We start from the raw sequence: 16,041 nt of genomic DNA on the forward strand, positions 1-16,041 counted from the left end.
GGGGTCGCGCGCGCACGCTCAGTGACCCCTGTCGTGCCAGTGCTGTCGGTTCGACGTCGGCCGCGCGCGGCAACGCGGCGGGGTCGAGGTCGGCCCCGCGCGCATCAGCGCGGCAACGCGGCTGGCCCGGCCCCGGCTCGCCCGGCCTCGGATGGTCGGCGGCACCACCCACCCGATGTCCCCAGACGGATATGCCGAGCTGGCATGAAGATGCCAGCTCGGCATACACCTCCCGCCGAACACACACCGACCCTGCGACATGCCGGCCACCGGCAGCCCGGCCGATCCCCGGGACGCCAGGCCGGCACGATCCGATCGGGTGGCCCAGCCACGCCAGCGACGACCTGCGACCCGGCCAAGGCACACGAGCAGTCGGCCGGGGCCGAGGCGGGCTACCCGAGGCAGGACAGGACGGCGAAGGACCGGGAAGCGCCAGGCAAGGAGGGTACGCGAAAAGGGGGATCGGGCAAGAAAGGGTCGGGCGGGAAGGCAGCAGGCACGAGGGGTCGGGCAAGGAGTGCGCCAGGCACCATCGCACCGGGCAGAAGCCGGATGGGGAAGGGGGGATCGGACGGGGTGGGTGGATGGTCAGTCCGGGGCGCTCCGGGGTGCCGGGGGCGCCCCGCGCAGGACCACCGCGCTGTTGAACCCGTCGAAGCCGCGCGCACAGACCAGCGCCACCCGGTGGCGGGGTTGCCGGGGGGCACGCAGGAAGTCCAGCTCGCAGCCGGGAGCCGGGTCGGTCGGCCCGGCCGAGGCGGGCAGCGTGTCGTGGTGGAGGGCGAGCAGGGCGGTCGCCGCGTCCAACGCCGACCCGCCCTGGTGGGCCCGGCCGGTCAACGACTTGTGGGTGCTCACCGGCGGCGGCCGGTCGCCGAAGACCGCCCGCAGCGCCGTCGCCTCACTGCGGTCGTAGCGGGGCACCCCGAGCGCGTCGGGGACGACCATGTCCACCTCGTCGGCGGTGTTCCCCGAGCGCTCCAGCGCCAGCCGCATCGCCCGGGCGTACGTCGCCGGGTCGCCGGCGGTGCCCGGGCCGGTGTGCACGGCGTCGTGGGTGGCCGCCCAGCCGGTCACCTCCCCGTAGATCCGGGCACCCCGGGCCAGGGCATGCTCCCGCTCCTCCACCACGAAGACCGCGCCCCCCTCGGCAGGCACGTATCCGCCGGCCGCCCGGTCGAACGGCCGGTACGCCGCCGCCGGCTCGTCGATGTCGCTGAGCAGCCCGGAGCGGAGCTGGCAGGCCAGCGCGTACGGGCTCAGCGGGCACTCGGTCGCCCCGGCGATCACCACCGACGTGCCCCGCCGGATGGTCCGCACCGCGTGCGCCAGGCTGTCCAGCCCTCCGGCGGCCTCGGCGGCCAGCACCCCCGACGGCCCCTTGAACTGGTGGTGGATGGAGAGCTGCCCGACGCTCGCCGCATAGAACCAGGCGATCGACTGGTACGCCCCGACGGTGCGGCTCGGCCCGCCCCAGAGCCGTTGCAGCTCCCGCTGCCCGAACAGGTTCCCCCCGGACGAACTGGCCAGGATGACCGCCCAGGCGTACGGGTCGGGGGCACGGTCGGGGAGCCCGGCGTCGGCGAGCGCCAACGCGGTCGCGGCGAAGCCGAGCTGGGTCCACCGGTCGGTCTGCACGAGTTGTCGGGTGTCGACGTACGCGGCCGGGTGGAAGCCGGGGACCTCGCCGCCGACCCGGGTGGGGTAGCCGGTCGGATCGAACAGCGTGATGGGGCCGGTCCGCCGGATGCCCCCGGTCACCGTCCGCCAGTGCGCATCGACGCCGATGCCGCTGGGCGCGACCACCCCGATCCCGGTCACCACCGCCCGTACCCGATCCCCGTCCGGGTCGGCGGTCAGCGCCTCCGAGGCCGTCACGGCGTCACCGCCAGTCGGCGGAAGAGCATCGCCGACTGGAAGCCACCGAACCCGCTGCCCACCGACAACGCCACGTCCACCGGGGTCTCCCGGGCCACGTTCGGCACGTAGTCCAGGTCGCACTCCGGGTCCCGGGTGGTCCAGTTGGCCGTCGGCGGCACCACCCCGTACTCGATGGCCAGGGCGCAGGCGGCCATCTCGATGGCGCCGATCGCGCCCAGCGAGTGCCCGACCATCGACTTGATCGAGCTGACCGGCACCCGGTACGCCGTCGGGCCGAGCGCCCGCTTGAACGCCGCCGTCTCGTGCCGGTCGTTCTGCCGGGTCCCGGACCCGTGCGCGCTGACGTAGGAGACCTCCGACGGGTCGAGCCGGGCCTGCCGCAACGCCGCCGCGATGGCCAACCCCATCTCCACGCCGTCGGGTCGCAGCCCGGTCATGTGGAAGCCGTTGCTGCGGCTGCCGTAACCGGCGACCTCGCAGTAGACGTGCGCGCCGCGCCGCCGGGCGTGCTCCCACTCCTCCAGCACCAGCACCGCCGCCCCCTCGGCGAGCACGAAGCCCTGCCGGTGGGCGTCGAAGGGCCGGCTGGCGTGCGCCGGGTCGTCGTTGTCCGGGCTGGTGGCCCGGATCGCGTCGAACGAGGCGACGGTGACCGGGGAGATCGGCGAGTCGGCGGCGCCGGCCAGCACGATGTCCGCCTCCCCGTCGACGACGAGTTGGTGGGCGTACCCGATGGCGTCGATGCCGGAGGTGCAGCCGGTGGAGACCACCTGCGCCGGGCCGCGCAGTCCGTGCCGGCAGGCCACGTCGGCGGCGAGGCTGCTCGGCACCAGCGCCTGATAGAGGTACGGCCCGCCGAGAGCGTGGTCGACCAGCCAGTGTCGACCCGAGTCGCTGACCCGGACGTACTCTTTTTCCAGGGCGGTGGTGCCGCCGACGGCGGTGCCCAGCACCACCCCGGTGACGTCCCGGTCGGCGTCGGTCAGGTCGAGCCCGCTGTCGGCCAGCGCCTCGGCGGCACAGGCCAGCGCGAACTGCACGTACCGGTCGGAGCGTTGCCGCTCGGCGGGGGTGAGCCCGGCGGCGTCCGGGTCGAAGTCGCACTCGGCGGCGATCTGCGACCGGTACGGCGACGGGTCGAAGAAGCTGATCCGCCGGGTGGCCGTGCGCCCCTCCGTGAGGGTCTTCCAGAACCGGTCCCGGGTGACGCCACCCGGGGCGACCACCCCGATCCCGGTCACCACCGCGCGGCGGCCGGTCACGACGGGCCCCGCTGTTCGACCAGCTCGGTGTCGACATGGCCGAGTTCCGGGCGGGGGGCGAGCGGGCCGAGGTGGAAGACCACCTCGGCGGCGGTGTCGCCGGTGTTGCGCAACCGGTGCCGGACGTTGCGGGGCACGAACAGCGCCTCCCCGGCGGCCAACGGCACCGGCACGTCGTCCAGGTCGACGGTGATCGCGCCCCGGACGAGATAGAGGAACTCCTCGCTGTACGGGTGGTAGTGCTCGGCCACCCGGTCGCCGGGGGCCACCGTCACCACCCCCATGAACCCCGAGGTGCTGCCGACGGTACGCGGGCCGAGCAGCACCCGCAGTTCCCCGCCGCGCCGCCGGTCGGCCGTTACGTCCCGGGCGGCGACCAGTCCGGTGGTGACGTCACTCATCGCCGCCTCCCGCGTACGCCCGCTCGATCCGCTCCTTGATCACGGCCAGTTGCACCCGGCTGTTGGTGTTGATCCGCGCGGTCATCGCCGCGTCGTCCACCGGGGCGGTCGGCTTCATCGCGAAGTCCTGCACCCAGGTCATCCGGGTGCCCTCCGGTTCGGTGTCGTAGTGCCAGTGGATCCGCATGTACTCGAACGGACCGGTCTCCACCCGGCGGGCCCGCACCTGCCACGTCGCCGGGTCGGCCGTGCGTTCGCTGACCCAGCTCCACGCCACGCCGTTCTCGTCGGGGCGCATGGTGAGCCGGAACCGCACCGTGTCCCCGTCGCGGTGCAAGATCTCCACCACGGCGTACTCGGTGAACAGGTCGGTCCAGCGCGCCACGTCGTTGGTGATCTCCCAGACCAGCGGCAGCGGGGCGGCGATGACGATGCTGTTCTCGGTGTGCCCGGCCGGCCCGGCGGCGGCCACCAGGTCGGCGACACCGCCGATGCTGAGCTGCCCGGCCTGCTCGGGGATGTGGACCCGCCAGCGGTCGGCCACCACGGCGGACAGTTCCAGCAGGGCCAGCGAGTCCATGCCCAGCTCTTCCAGACTGGCGGCGGGCGCGCGGGCGGCGGCGTCGGCGTCGAGGCCGCACCGGGTCACCAGGATCTCGGTGATCTCACTGGTGAGCGGCGTGCCATGGGTGACGGTCATCTCGGGTCCTCCTCCACCGGGCGACTCACCCCGGTAGCCGTCACCTTCCGGCCGGGCCCGTCTCCCGGACGTCACCCGGCGGCCCGCCATACCCCTCATGGTGGTGACGTTGCGTTGACGCTGACTGTGTATCAGCTATGTGCCGGCTGTCCATCGTGATGGCAGTTCGCAGTTCAGAGGCAATATCGTCCAGTCACGATACCTACAGCCTCGTTGACTGAGAGTAATCGCATTGGTAGTGTTCGTGCCGGCCGGTCCGGCGGGAACGGCGGGTCCGGCACCACAGCGGAGCGACCCGGCCACCGCGTCACGGCCGACCGCGTCGGGACACCGGACGATCTGGACCCAGGTTTGCGTGCAGGGGGTGCGCCCGTGACCGGTCATGCCAGCACGCCGACCAGTGACGTTCCGGACGGCCCGCCGGTGCGCCTGCACCTGCTCGGCGGTTTCCGACTGCTGCACGGCGACAACCCCGTGGTGGTGCCCCGGGGGCTGCAACGGGTGCTCGCCGTGATCGGGCTGCGTCCCGGCGCCACCCGCAGCAACCTGGCCGGCCTGCTCTGGCCGGAGGTGCCCGAGGAGCGGGCGTTGTCGTCGCTGCGCACCGCGCTGTGGCGGCTGCGCCAGGACCCCTACTGCCCGCTGCTGTCCAGCGGTGACACCGTCCGCCTCGACCCGACGGTCCGCCTCGACGTGGACGACCTCGTCGCCACCGCGGCCCGGGTCCGCGACGGGGGTGACCCGCGCGCCACCGCCGTAGCGCTCACCGCCGGCAGCCGTGACCTGCTCCCCGGCTGGTACGACGACTGGGTGCTGCTGGACCGGGAACGGCTCCGCCAGCTCCGCCTGCACATGCTGGAACAGCTCGCCGTCGACCACCTCGACGCGGGCCGGCACGGCGAGGCGTTGCAGGCCGCCCTGGCGGCGATGGCCGCCGAGCCCCTCCGGGAGACCCCGCACCGCCTGGTGGTACGCATCCACCTCGCCGAGGGCAACGCGTTCGAGGCGGTGCACGCCTTCTACGTCTACCGGGACCTGCTCATGCGGGAACTGCGGCTGGAGCCCTCACCCGCGATGTGTGCCCTGGTCGACGAGACCCTCGCCCCGATCCGGCAGGCCACCCGCCGCACCCCGGCAGCCCGCCGTCACGATCCGCACGAGCGGCGTGACGAGCAGGTGACAGCTCCTGCGCCAGGGTGGACCCACCGAGAGCCCTGGACCGATCGGGGCGCACCACCGGCGAGAGGGGTCCGATGAGCCGCCTGGTGATCGTCAGCAGAATCATTCCCGGCGCGGAGGGGCGGGTCGCCCAGATCTTCGCCGAATCCGATGCCACCGAACTGCCCGGTCTCACCGGGCTACGTCACCGCTCCCTGTACCGCCTGCACGACCTGTGCGTACATCTGATGGAGACCACCGAGGTGGATCTCGACACCCTGGTCACCGCGCACAACCACCCGCTCTATCAGCGGACCAACGAGCGGCTGTCGGCACACACCTCGGCGTACCTGCCGACCTGGCGCTCCCCCAGGGACGCGCCGGCCGGCTGTTTCTACAGCTGGGACGTCTCCGACGCGCCCAGCCCGGAGGCCCTGCGCTGAGCCCGGAGGCCCTGCGCTGAGCCTGGAAGCGCGGCGCCGGGCCTGAAAGCGCGGCGCCGAGCGCCACCACGGGGAGTGGCCACCACCACCCGAGAGTACGGCGACGATGACAACCCGTTGCGGTGCCGCCACCGCCCGACGCCGGGCATTTCACCTGCGCAACGAGGGGCGATCCTCCCTGTCGTCCGACATTCGCGTATGCAAGGCTGCGGCGGGTCTTCGCGTTTTCTCGCGACTTCAACGACATACGCAATAGGGAGGTAGCCGTGCCGTCGACTTTCGGGCAATGGCTGATCGTGATCCTGGCCCTGCTGGTGGGCCTGGCTGGAGGCTGGGCGCTGTGGGGACGGCAGAAGCCGACCACCGGGGCACCCATCGTGGAGGGTGACCCGGTCGTCGGGCTCTCCGCCCAGGAGAAGGCCGCCGCCGCCACGATCGACGCCCCGCGCCCGGTGGCCACGGTCGACAACTCCCCGGCCCCCGCCGCCGTCGTGGACGAACCCACCCCGCACGCCGCGCCGGACGCCGACCACACCACCCCGACTGCCGCCTCGACCGCCGACGACAGCTCCGCCGCGGCGCACGCCACCGCCGTCGACGGCACGCCCACCACGCTCGCCGCCGAGCTGCCCACCCCGCTGACCGGCAGCGACGACGAGCCGACCACCGCCGACCTGACCGGTCGTACCGGCTCGGACGAGACGCCCGCGAGCACCGACGCCGGCGAGAGCACCGCGCCCGTCCCCGCGCCGCGGGCGACCGTCGAGGACACCCCTGACATCCCGGGTACGGAGACCGGGCTGCCGGAACCGACCACGGTCGACCCGGAGCCCGTCGCCACCGACGCCGGTCCGGCCGCGAGCGGCACGGAGACCGGGACCGACCCGCTCGCGGCTCCGAGCGCCGAGACCACGCAGCCCGCCGAGCCGGCCACCAGCGAGCCGGTCGCCGCCGAGCCCGACACCGAGCCGGTCACCAGCGAGCCTGCTGCCGTCGAGCCGGTCACCGCCGAGCCGGTCACCGCTGAGCCTGCCGCCGAGCCGGTCACCGCTGAGTCGACCACGCAGGTCTCCACCGTGCCGGACCTGGAGTCGACGACGCCGGAGACCCTGCCGGACCCGGACCTGCCGGTCGCGGACGAGGTGGACACCGCTCCCGTCGCTGTCGCGCCGGTGGTCCCGGCGCAGCGCACCTCCGTCGAGGACACCATCCCCGCCGCAGACGCTGCGGTCCCGGCGGCCGCCCCGCTTTCGGACGCCTCCCCCGCCCAGGACGGGCCGGCGGACGACTTCCGCCGCATCCAGGGTGTCGGCCCGAAGATGGCCGCCGCCCTCCAGGCCGCCGGCATTCAGACCTACCGGCAGCTCGCCGCGTTGGACGAGTCGGGCCTGCGGGAGACGATCCGGGCCGCCGGGCTGCGCGCCACCGCGAGCCTGGCCACCTGGCCGCAGCAGGCGAAGGTGCTGGCCGGCGCGGGTGCCGAGGCCGAGCGGGTGCTGCCCACGCCGACCGGCGGCGACACCCAGGACTGATCAGCTGACCCCGGTCAGGGCCGGTGGGCGCGCGCCACGCGCACCCACCGGCCCTTTCGCATTCTCGGCCGGAACCCCACGCCTGCGGTTACGCAATCGCACCCGGCCCGGCACCGCGAGGAGCCTCGGTGGCCTTCCACAGTGCCCGGCCGAACGGGGCGTCCCAGGTGCCGGGTCGCCCTCAGGGGCGGTTCGGTGGGGGTCACCGGCCGCCGGCGCGTCGGGGTGGACCACCGGAGAATCCGGCATCGGCGCACTGACCGTTCCGGAATACCGTTTACCCGGTCCCGGCCCCTGGGTACATGGGCGTCACCTCGAATACACCACAAGCCGGGAGGCACCCCCATGCGCGGTACGTCGATCCTCGGAGTCATCGTCGTCATCTGGCTGGTCATCGGCGCCGTCGCCGCCGGTCAGCGCGGGTATTACGGAAACGATGACACCAACTGTGCCGAGGCCGGCACCATCCTGGTGACCATCGTGGCCGGGCCGCTCAACTACATCGGCGCCAACCCGAAGATCGACTGCAAGCTCCCCGAGCCGTCGAAGTAAACCGCCTCACCCCGGCCCGCGCCCACCCCTCGGGGCGCGGGCCACCTCATGTCCGCTCCAGATCACCCCACCCACCCCAACCCCCGTGACCCCCCACACCACCCCTAAACCATCCTAGGAGACCACCCCGCTCCCCCTCCGCCGCACCCACCTCCCCCAGAGGGCCCCGCCCCCTGGTCGCCCCTGGTCGCCCCTGGTCGCCCCTGGTCGGTGATCAAGAGGTTTACGTCACCCCCGAGGGGTTTTCTGACGTAAACCTCTTGATCACCTGACGCAAAGCTCTTGATCACCGGGAACGGGGGGAGGGAGGGGAGGGAGGGGTCAGCCGCCTACGTGGATGCCGGGGCGGCGGGAGGGGTCGGGTTCGCTCTTGCGGATGATCTCGCGGACCACCGGTGGGGTGTCGCCCCGGCCGAGGATCAGATAGCGGAGCAGGTGGGCGATGGGGTTGCCCTCGGACCACTCGAAGTGGGCGTGTGGCCGCACCCCGGTGCCGTCGCGCAGGGCCAGCAGGATGGCGGCGATCGCGTTCGGCACCGCCGGGCTGCTGGCCCGCAGCACCCGGAATCCGCCCACCTCGACCCCGTGCACCCACAGCACCTGGCTGAACTCCGACGGATCCACCACGTCGATCTCCAGGAAGAGCACGTCGGAGGCGCCCGGCACCGGGTTCATGCCCCGCTGGGCCCGCTCCTTGACCCGGTACTCCTTGAGCGCGCCGCCGTCCCGCTTGTTGGCGATCAGGTGCAGCCGACCGTCATGGGCCAGTGATTCGGCGACGAACCGCCGGGCCGGCTCGTCGAACTCGATCCGCTCGGCCCGCAGTTCGGTGGTGCGGGTGATCCGGGAGACCAGCGAGACCGTGACAATGCCGGCGATGAACAGCCCGGAGATGGCGATCCCGTCCGGCTTCTCGATGACGTTCTCGATCAGCGCATAGAGCAGCACCGCGGTCAGCACGGCGAAGCCGAGCGCGGCGAACCGGTGCCGGGCCCGGAGGGTCGCGATGGTCACCGCCAACGCCCCGGAGACCATCATCGCCAGGATGCCGGTGGCGTACGCCCCGGCCTGGGCGTTGACGTCGGCCCGGAAGGCGACGGTGATGACGATGCTGATCAGGGTGTAGACCAGCACCACCGGCCGGACCGCCCGACCCCACTCCGGCGCCATCCCGTACGACGGCAGGTAGCGCGGCACGATGTTGATCAGGCCGGCCATCGCCGACGCACCGGCGAACCAGAGGATCAGCACGCTGCTGATGTCGTAGACCGTGCCGAACCCCTCACCGAGGTGGGCATGGGCCAGCCAGGCCAGGGCCCGGCCGTTCGCCGCGCCGCCCGGTTGGAACTCCTGCGGCGGGATCAGCAGGGTGGTGACGAACGCGGTGGCCAGCAGGTACACCGACATAATCAGCGCGGCGGCGGTGAGCAGCCGACGGGTGTTGCGGATCCGGGCGGCCAGCCGCTGCTCGCGGTCCGCGCCCGCCCCGCGTACCAGCGGCATCATGCTCACCCCGGTCTCGAAACCGGACAGGCCCAGGACCAGCAGCGGGAAGGCCAGCACCGCCGGACCGAGCAGGTCGCCGACGCCGGCGCCCCCGGCGGTCAGGGCAGCCGTCCACTCCCGCACCGTGCCCGGGTCCGCGGCGATCTCGGCCAGACCGGCGGCCACGACCACCGCGTTGAGACCGAGAAAGACCACGACCAGCGGTACGGCCACCAGCACCGCCTCGCTGAACCCGAGCAGGAAGACCCCGCCGAGGACGAGCAGCAGCGCCACCGTCACCAGCACGGCGACCCCGGCGCTGTGCGGTGCCGACGACGGCAGGTAGGGGTTCTCCAGCAGGTGCACCGTCGCGTCGGCGGCGGAGAGCGTGATCGTGATGATCCACGAGGTGGCGACGAAACCGAGCAGCACCAGCACGAAGAGTTTGCCCCGCCAGAACGGCAGCAGCCGCTCCAGCATCGCCACCGAACCCTGTCCGTGCGGGCTCTCCCGGGCCACCCGCCGGTACATCGGCAGCATCCCGAGCAGGGTGAGCGCCACGATCAGCAGGGTGGCCAGCGGGGAGAGCGCCCCGGCGGCCAATGCCGCGATGCCCGGCAGGTAGGACAGCGTCGAAAAGTAGTCGACGCCGGTCAGGCACATCACCTGCCACCAGGGGTGCCGCCGCTGGCTGCCCTCCTCGGCCTCCGGCCCGACCGGCTGCACCCGGTATGCGAAGAGCCATCGGCGCAGCGCACCCCCGGGCCGCGCCGGCCGGGCGTGGCTCTCCACGCACTCCGGCAACCCCACCGGCCCCGGCCGGGTGCGCTCACCCTGTCCGGCGTCCCGGGCCTCCCGCAGCGCCCGCCCGTGCCCCGGCGGCGGCGTGCTCCCCCGTCGTTCCCGGGTCCGCCGTTCCCGACCCCCGTCCCGCCCGTCCGCCATCCCCCGACCGCCCTCGTAGCCCCTGTCCCGACGGTAGGCGCTGAACCCGGCCCCACCGGCCGGAACAGGGGAAGCCGGACGGAGCAGCCCGGGCGGGACCGACCCGCCTGGGACCGACCCCGGAGGGACCGACCCCGGGCGGGACCGACCCCGGCGGACGGCGAAGGCGGAACGACGTCGGGGTGGGCGGCGCGGGCAGGACGGCGCAGTGCAGGTGGGACGACGGGTCCGGCGGCGGGGGGTCGTCAGGCGGGACGGGTGTGGCCGGCCGGCGCCGGGTACAGGGCCGCCAGCAGGGCCGCCGGGTCGGTCACCGTCACGGTGGCCGCCGGATGGCGCAGCCACCGGCCGGGGGCCAGCCCCGGCACCGGCGTACCGAACCGCAGACACACCCCGGCCGTGGTGCCGGTGCCGAAGGTCACCCCCCGATCGGCCAGGGACAGGTGCGGCCCGACCGCCCGCCACCAGCGGTACGGCCCACCCTGCTGGGCCCCGACCACGTTCGCCCGCGCGGTACGCAGCCCCCAGCGGCCGAACCGGATCACCAGTTCCTCGTCGTCGAGCAGCACGACGCAGGTCTGCGGGCGGATGCCGAGCAGCGCCAACGGGACCCGGAAGGTCGGGTCGAACCGGAACGCGAACCGTTGTACGGGCATGACCGACGGGTACCCCGAGCGCGCCGCCCGACACCCGACCGGACTGCGCCGAGCGGACCGCCGAAGCCCGGCCGGCCCGAGTGCACCGCCCGCCACCCCGGACCGGACTGCGCCGAGCGCACCGCCCGCCACCCGACCGGGCCGGCCCGAGCCCACCGCCCGCCACCCGACCGGGCCGGCCCGAGCCCACCGCCCGCCACCCGACCGGGCCGGCCCGAGCCCACCGCCCGACAGCCGAGCGGGCCGGCCCGCCGGGTCAGGTCAGGGCACGGGTCCAGTCGTCGACGTGTGCGGTCAGATGGTCGGCGACGGACCGCCAGTAGGGGCCGTCCTCGGCGTGGATCCTGGCCCAGGGTTGCACGCCGTCCCGGGCCCCGGCGCACAGCAGGTCGTACATCGACCGGGCCCGGGGGCCGAGGGTCGCGGCGAGCGCGGGACGCTCCGCCGCCGGTAGGTCGTACCCGTCGACGAGGGTGCGCAGCCGGTGGGCCGACTCCCCGACCGGCCGGTCGGGGCGCATCCCGGCCATCGCCTGGGCGGCGTACGCCAACTCCCAGCGGCGGGTGCCGGGGCCGGCGCCGTCCCAGTCGATCAGCACCCAGCCGCGTGGCGCGCGGACCAGGTTCCACGGCGCCGCGTCGTGGTGGCAGAGCAGATCCGTGCCGTCGGGTCGGATCGGCACCTGCCAGCGGGCCGCCGCCGGGGGCACGAAGTCCGCGACGGCGCGGTGCAGGTCGGCCAGCAGCCGGCCGATCGAGGCCAGTTCCGCCGTCGGGTACAGACCCGAGGGGTGGCCGCACTCCCCCGGCACGTACTCCAGCACCTGGCGGCCCTGGTCGTCGCGGCCCAGCGGCCGGGGCGCACCGTCGAAGCCGACCGCGTGCAGGTGGGTCAGCAGCGCGTCGACGGCGTCGGTCCACGGGCCGACCGGCCGGCGGACGGTGTCGCCGACCCGGACCACACCGGTGGTGACGTTGCCGGGCAGTGGCTGTTCGTCGGGGCTCACCCCGCCATCCTGGCCGAACGGACGCGTCCCCGCGCGCCGGTTTCCCGGCGCGCGGGGACCCCCCGTCCCGGCTGCTACTGCAGGAACGCCCCCAGCGGTGAGAGCAGCAGCCGGCCGAGCGCCGCGGCGTTGTCGTCCAGCCGGGTGCGCTCGCCGTCGCGGGCCTGCGGGTCGTGCCGGCAGCGCCAGATCTTCTGCGCGTTGCGCCAGGCCACGTCCCGGGTGTACTCGACCAGTTCGCCCTGGTACCAGTCGTCGATGTCGCCGTTGAGCATGTCCAGGAGCAGTTGCCACCGCTCCAGGTAGCCCCGCCGCAGCGACGGGATCTTGTCGGCGAAGATGTCGTTGATCTTGAGGTAGTCGCGGTGCTGCTCGGTGCCGTCCACCGGCTCGGACTCCAGGTGGTCGAACGTGGTCACCAGGGCGAACGGCAGGTCGAAGTTGATGTGCGCGTTCACCCCCGCCGCCGCCGACGGCAACGGCCGGGCGTCCGGGCCCTTCATCCGCTTGAACAGGCAGGACCAGGCGCGCGGCGTGGTCGGGCTCGACTCGGTCCACAACCGCATCGCGTCGAAGTAGCGGGCGGCGAACTCCACGTCCAGCCGGGACAGGAACACCGGGTCGGCGAAGTAGTCGTCGTAGAGCCCCTCCAACACCCGGCTGGTGATGGTCAGGTAGAGCCGGTTGAAGTCGGCCAGCGGGCAGCTGCGCTCCAACGGCGGCAGCCGGACCAGCAGATCCTGGAGTTTGGTGAGGTGGTCGACCACCGCCGGCACGTCCTCCGGATGATCGGCGAGCAGATCGACGATGTCCGCGTGGACGGGGCCCCAGACCGGTTCCGTCATGTCTCCTCCACAGTGGTCGGGGCAGCGCCGCGCCGTCGTTTCCGAGGGACAGCCTGTCAGCGTCGACCGCGCACGGGATCAGTAGAACGACGTATTCGACCGCGCCGTACGTACGCTCACTCGCCCCGGTTACGCAGGTGAATGGCGCTGGCCTGCACCCGGGTCCGCACCTGGAGCTTGTCGAAGATGTGCGACACGTGTACGCCGATGGTCCGTTCGCTGATGAACAGCCGCTGGCCGATCTCCCTGTTGGTCAGCCCCTCGGCCACCGCGGTGAGCACCTCGCGTTCCCGCGCGGTCAGCGTGATCAGCTCGTCGGCGACCGGCTCGACGGTGGCGGTGGCCGGAGCGGCCCCGGCGGACTGACGGCCCACCCCGGTCGACCGGGTACGACCCGGACGGCGGCCGGTGGGCTGGGCACGCTCGGTCAACTCCACCCGGGCCCGGCCGGCCAGCGTCCTGATCTCGCTGGTCAGCGGCACCGCCCCCAGGCTCAACGCCATCTCGTGGGCCTGGCGCAGCAGCTTGCTGGCGGTGCTGCTGCGACTGCGTCGGGCCAGCAACGCCTCGGCCTGCCGCAGCCGCGAATAGGCCGCCGGATAGGGGTGGTGCCGCTTGTCCCACTCGGCCGCCGAGCGGGCCCAGGCGTCCGGGTCGCCCCGGCCGTCGAGCCGGGTCAGCTCGGCCGTGCACAGCGCCAGGAACCCGTCGGCGTTGAGCCGGACCGGGCCGGCCGCCGTCACGCTCTTGGCGGCCACCCGGTCGACCGCGTCGCGCAGCCGGCGGACCGCCGTGGGGTCCACCGCCACGGTACGGCTGGCATGCGCCTCCGCCTCCGCCCGTAGCCCGTGCCAGGCCAGCGCGCCCAGCAGCACCACGTCGTCGGAGCGGCTCTCGGTCAGCCCACGCTGCACCGCCTGCCGGGCCACGTCGTGCCGGCCCTGCCACATCGCCAGGCCGGCCCGCAGGATCAGCATCGGCAGCACGTGCCGGGGCGCACCACCACCGGCGAGCATGGTCGCCACCGCCTCCAGGTCCCGGTCGGACGCCTCGACGTCGCCGTAGCCGACGGAGAGCCGGCAGCGGGCCAGCAGCAGCTCCACCGCGTCGGCCCCGGAGGGGCGGTGCCGCAGCGCCGCCGCGACCACCTTCTCCGCCTCCGCCCACTGGCCGACCCGGAACAGCCCGTTGGTGGCGATGGCCAGCAGCCGCGTCTCGTAGGTGCGGCCCAGGCCCAGCTCGGCGACCCGCTCGGCACCCCGGCGGGCCACCACCACCCCCTCCTCCAGGATGTTCAGCGGTCCGGTCAGCAACTCCGCCAGATGCAGGTACGCGCAGGCCACGTCCTCCGGGCCGCCGGAACGTTCGGCGGTCTCCAGGGCCCGGCGGACCACGGCCAGACCCGCGTCCGGGTCCTCCAGGAACGCCTCGCTGAAGCCCAGCGCGGAGCTGGCCAGCACCACCTCGGTGGTGCTGCCGTCGACCGTCGCGGCCAGTTCGAGGGCCTCCCGGGCACGCTGCCCGGCGTCGGCGTACCGGCCCAGGTGCAGCAGCAGCTCGGCCAATCGGGCGGCTGCGGCGGCCCGGTCCCGGGCCGTGCAGTCGACGGACTCCAGCACCCCCCGGTACTCCGCCTCGGCGGGAGCGGACCGGCCGGCGGCGGCCAGGTAGCGGGCCCGTCGGATGCGCAAGCCGCAGGACGGAGCGAGCGGTTCACCCCCGGTCAACTCGGCCAGCAGGGACAGCGCACGGGCGTGCTCGCCGCTCTGGTGGGCCGTCTCGGCCGCCTGCTCGAGCAGCACCGCCCGGTCCACCTCGGGCGGTGCGCCCGACCGACCGCTGGTCGGGGTCGCCGCCAGTTGCAACGCCGCCGACCAGTGCCGGTGCGCCTCGGCGAAACCGTGCAGCCGTTGCGCCTCCCGGGCCGCGGCCATCGCCGCCGGCAGCGCCCGTCCGGGCTCGCCGGCCAGCCGCCAGTGATGCGCCAGCCGGGCCTGGTGCAGCTCCGCCGGGGCCTGGGTCAGCGCCTCGGCGTAGCGGCGGTGCAGGCCGGCGCGCTCCGCCGGGAGCAGTTCGTGGGCGAGCACCTCGGCGACCAGCCGGTGCCGCAGCCGGTAGCCGTCGTCCGCGCCGACGAGCAGCCGGTGGGCGACCGCCTCCCGGAGTGCCCCGATCAGCTCCGGCTCGGGCAGCCCGAGCACCTCGGCCAGCAGCCAGTGCTCGACCGGCTCGACACCGGCGGCCACCGCGTGCACCGCCGCGTGCGCCTGTCGGGGCAGCACGTCCACCCGGGACAGGAAGATCTCCCGCAGCGTGTCGGACAGCCCGTCGTGGCCGTCGCGCAGGTCACGGGCCAACTCCTCGACCACGAACGGGTTGCCGCCGCTGCGCTGCCAGACCTGGTCGGCGGCTTCCGGGGCCAGGGGTGTGCCGACGATCTCGCCCGCCAACCGGTCGGTGTCGGCCCGGTCGAGCGGGGCCAGGTCGAGCACCCGCACCGACCGTAGCCGGCGCAGCTCGGTGAGCACCCGGCGCAGCGGATGGGCCCCCTGCAACGACTCGGCCCGGACCGCCGCCAGCACCGACAGTTGCAGCCCTCCCAGGCCGGCGAGCAGATAGAGCAGCAGCTGCCGGGTGGTCCGGTCCACCCACTGGAGGTCGTCGAGGACGAGCACCAGCGGACGCCCCTCGGCGATCAGGCTCAGCCCTGCGGAGACCCGTTCCAGCAGCGCCCCGGCGCTGTCCGCGCCGCCGCTCTCCTCGGCGAAGGTCCGCAGCAGTCCGCGTACCGCCGAGGAGGTGCGGGCCTGGCCGGCGGCGAGGTCGGCGTCGAAACGGCGCAGCGCCTGGAGCACCGGGTGCAGCGGGGAGGCGTCGCCGATGTCCAGGCAGGAACCGGTGAGCACCACCGCTCCCGCGTCCCGCAACCGCGCCGCCGCCTCGGTCAGCAGCCGGGTCTTACCCACCCCGCTCTCACCGGTGACGAAGACGGCGGCGGTCTGCCCGGGGCCGATGTCGTCGTGGAGCGCGGCGCGCAGCGCCGCCAGCTGGTCGGCACGGCCGACGAGCGGCGCGCTGTCCACATCGCTGGCCATGTCCGCAGCCTAGTCACAGGTCCCCGCACCGTTCTACGGGCTAGATCCGTCTCTGGTACCTCTCGCGTCGAGTTTGCGAC

Annotated in this window: 13 protein-coding genes; 4 read left to right on the top strand and 9 right to left on the bottom strand. The window is 73.9% G+C overall.

The window, feature by feature from the left end:
• Positions 1 to 588: 588 nt before the first annotated feature.
• From ACQP1S_RS17305 to ACQP1S_RS17320, 4 genes are read right to left on the bottom strand one after another with little or no spacing between them, the layout of a single operon-like run.
• Entirely contained in the window at positions 589 to 1,878 is a 1,290-nt protein-coding gene (locus tag ACQP1S_RS17305) for a beta-ketoacyl synthase N-terminal-like domain-containing protein (RefSeq protein WP_432896389.1), read from the bottom strand.
• Complete coding sequence (locus ACQP1S_RS17310) at positions 1,875 to 3,143, bottom strand: beta-ketoacyl-[acyl-carrier-protein] synthase family protein (protein WP_432896392.1); 1,269 nt, start codon at positions 3,141 to 3,143, stop codon at positions 1,875 to 1,877. Before ACQP1S_RS17310 ends, ACQP1S_RS17305 begins: the two co-directional genes overlap by 4 nt.
• Entirely contained in the window at positions 3,140 to 3,544 is a 405-nt protein-coding gene (locus ACQP1S_RS17315; RefSeq protein ID WP_091251224.1) for a cupin domain-containing protein, read from the bottom strand. The genes ACQP1S_RS17310 and ACQP1S_RS17315 overlap by 4 nt, the downstream gene beginning before the upstream one ends.
• Complete coding sequence (locus tag ACQP1S_RS17320; protein WP_091251223.1) at positions 3,537 to 4,244, bottom strand: SRPBCC family protein; 708 nt, start codon at positions 4,242 to 4,244, stop codon at positions 3,537 to 3,539. The genes ACQP1S_RS17315 and ACQP1S_RS17320 overlap by 8 nt, the downstream gene beginning before the upstream one ends.
• A 372-nt stretch (positions 4,245 to 4,616) precedes the next feature.
• Between ACQP1S_RS17320 and ACQP1S_RS17325 the strand changes: the two genes are divergently transcribed.
• From ACQP1S_RS17325 to ACQP1S_RS17340, 4 genes are all read left to right on the top strand, one after another.
• Complete coding sequence (locus ACQP1S_RS17325) at positions 4,617 to 5,501, top strand: AfsR/SARP family transcriptional regulator (RefSeq protein ID WP_091251222.1); 885 nt, start codon at positions 4,617 to 4,619, stop codon at positions 5,499 to 5,501.
• Complete coding sequence (locus ACQP1S_RS17330) at positions 5,498 to 5,845, top strand: TcmI family type II polyketide cyclase (protein ID WP_091251221.1); 348 nt, start codon at positions 5,498 to 5,500, stop codon at positions 5,843 to 5,845. Before ACQP1S_RS17325 ends, ACQP1S_RS17330 begins: the two co-directional genes overlap by 4 nt.
• 266 nt (positions 5,846 to 6,111) lie before the next feature.
• Entirely contained in the window at positions 6,112 to 7,377 is a 1,266-nt protein-coding gene (locus ACQP1S_RS17335; RefSeq protein WP_432896398.1) for a helix-hairpin-helix domain-containing protein, read from the top strand.
• Positions 7,378 to 7,722: 345 nt separating this feature from the next.
• Positions 7,723 to 7,929 carry a hypothetical protein gene (locus ACQP1S_RS17340; RefSeq protein ID WP_357901155.1) on the top strand — a complete coding sequence of 69 codons (207 nt, stop codon included), beginning with the start codon at positions 7,723 to 7,725 and terminating at the stop codon, positions 7,927 to 7,929.
• A 321-nt stretch (positions 7,930 to 8,250) separates the two neighbouring features.
• Here the strand turns inward: ACQP1S_RS17340 and ACQP1S_RS17345 are convergent, their stop codons facing one another.
• The 5 genes from ACQP1S_RS17345 to ACQP1S_RS17365 all read right to left on the bottom strand — a co-directional run bounded on the left by ACQP1S_RS17345 (position 8,251) and on the right by ACQP1S_RS17365 (position 15,961).
• Complete coding sequence (locus ACQP1S_RS17345; protein WP_432896401.1) at positions 8,251 to 10,359, bottom strand: amino acid transporter; 2,109 nt, start codon at positions 10,357 to 10,359, stop codon at positions 8,251 to 8,253.
• Between the two features lie 245 nt (positions 10,360 to 10,604).
• Entirely contained in the window at positions 10,605 to 11,015 is a 411-nt protein-coding gene (locus ACQP1S_RS17350) for a hypothetical protein (protein ID WP_432896404.1), read from the bottom strand.
• A gap of 256 nt (positions 11,016 to 11,271) precedes the next feature.
• Positions 11,272 to 12,021 (bottom strand): phosphotransferase, encoded by a 750-nt coding sequence (locus tag ACQP1S_RS17355; protein ID WP_432896407.1) that lies wholly within the window; start codon positions 12,019 to 12,021, stop codon positions 11,272 to 11,274.
• A 74-nt stretch (positions 12,022 to 12,095) separates the two neighbouring features.
• Positions 12,096 to 12,866: a DUF5995 family protein gene (locus ACQP1S_RS17360; protein WP_091251217.1), complete on the bottom strand. Its 771-nt coding sequence runs from the start codon at positions 12,864 to 12,866 to the stop codon at positions 12,096 to 12,098.
• A 116-nt stretch (positions 12,867 to 12,982) separates the two neighbouring features.
• Positions 12,983 to 15,961 (bottom strand): helix-turn-helix transcriptional regulator, encoded by a 2,979-nt coding sequence (locus tag ACQP1S_RS17365; RefSeq protein WP_432896411.1) that lies wholly within the window; start codon positions 15,959 to 15,961, stop codon positions 12,983 to 12,985.
• Positions 15,962 to 16,041: the final 80 nt, after the last annotated feature.

The sequence above is a fragment of the Micromonospora matsumotoense genome (assembly GCF_050951065.1).
In the GTDB taxonomy this organism is placed as follows: Bacteria; Actinomycetota; Actinomycetes; order Mycobacteriales; family Micromonosporaceae; genus Micromonospora; species Micromonospora matsumotoensis.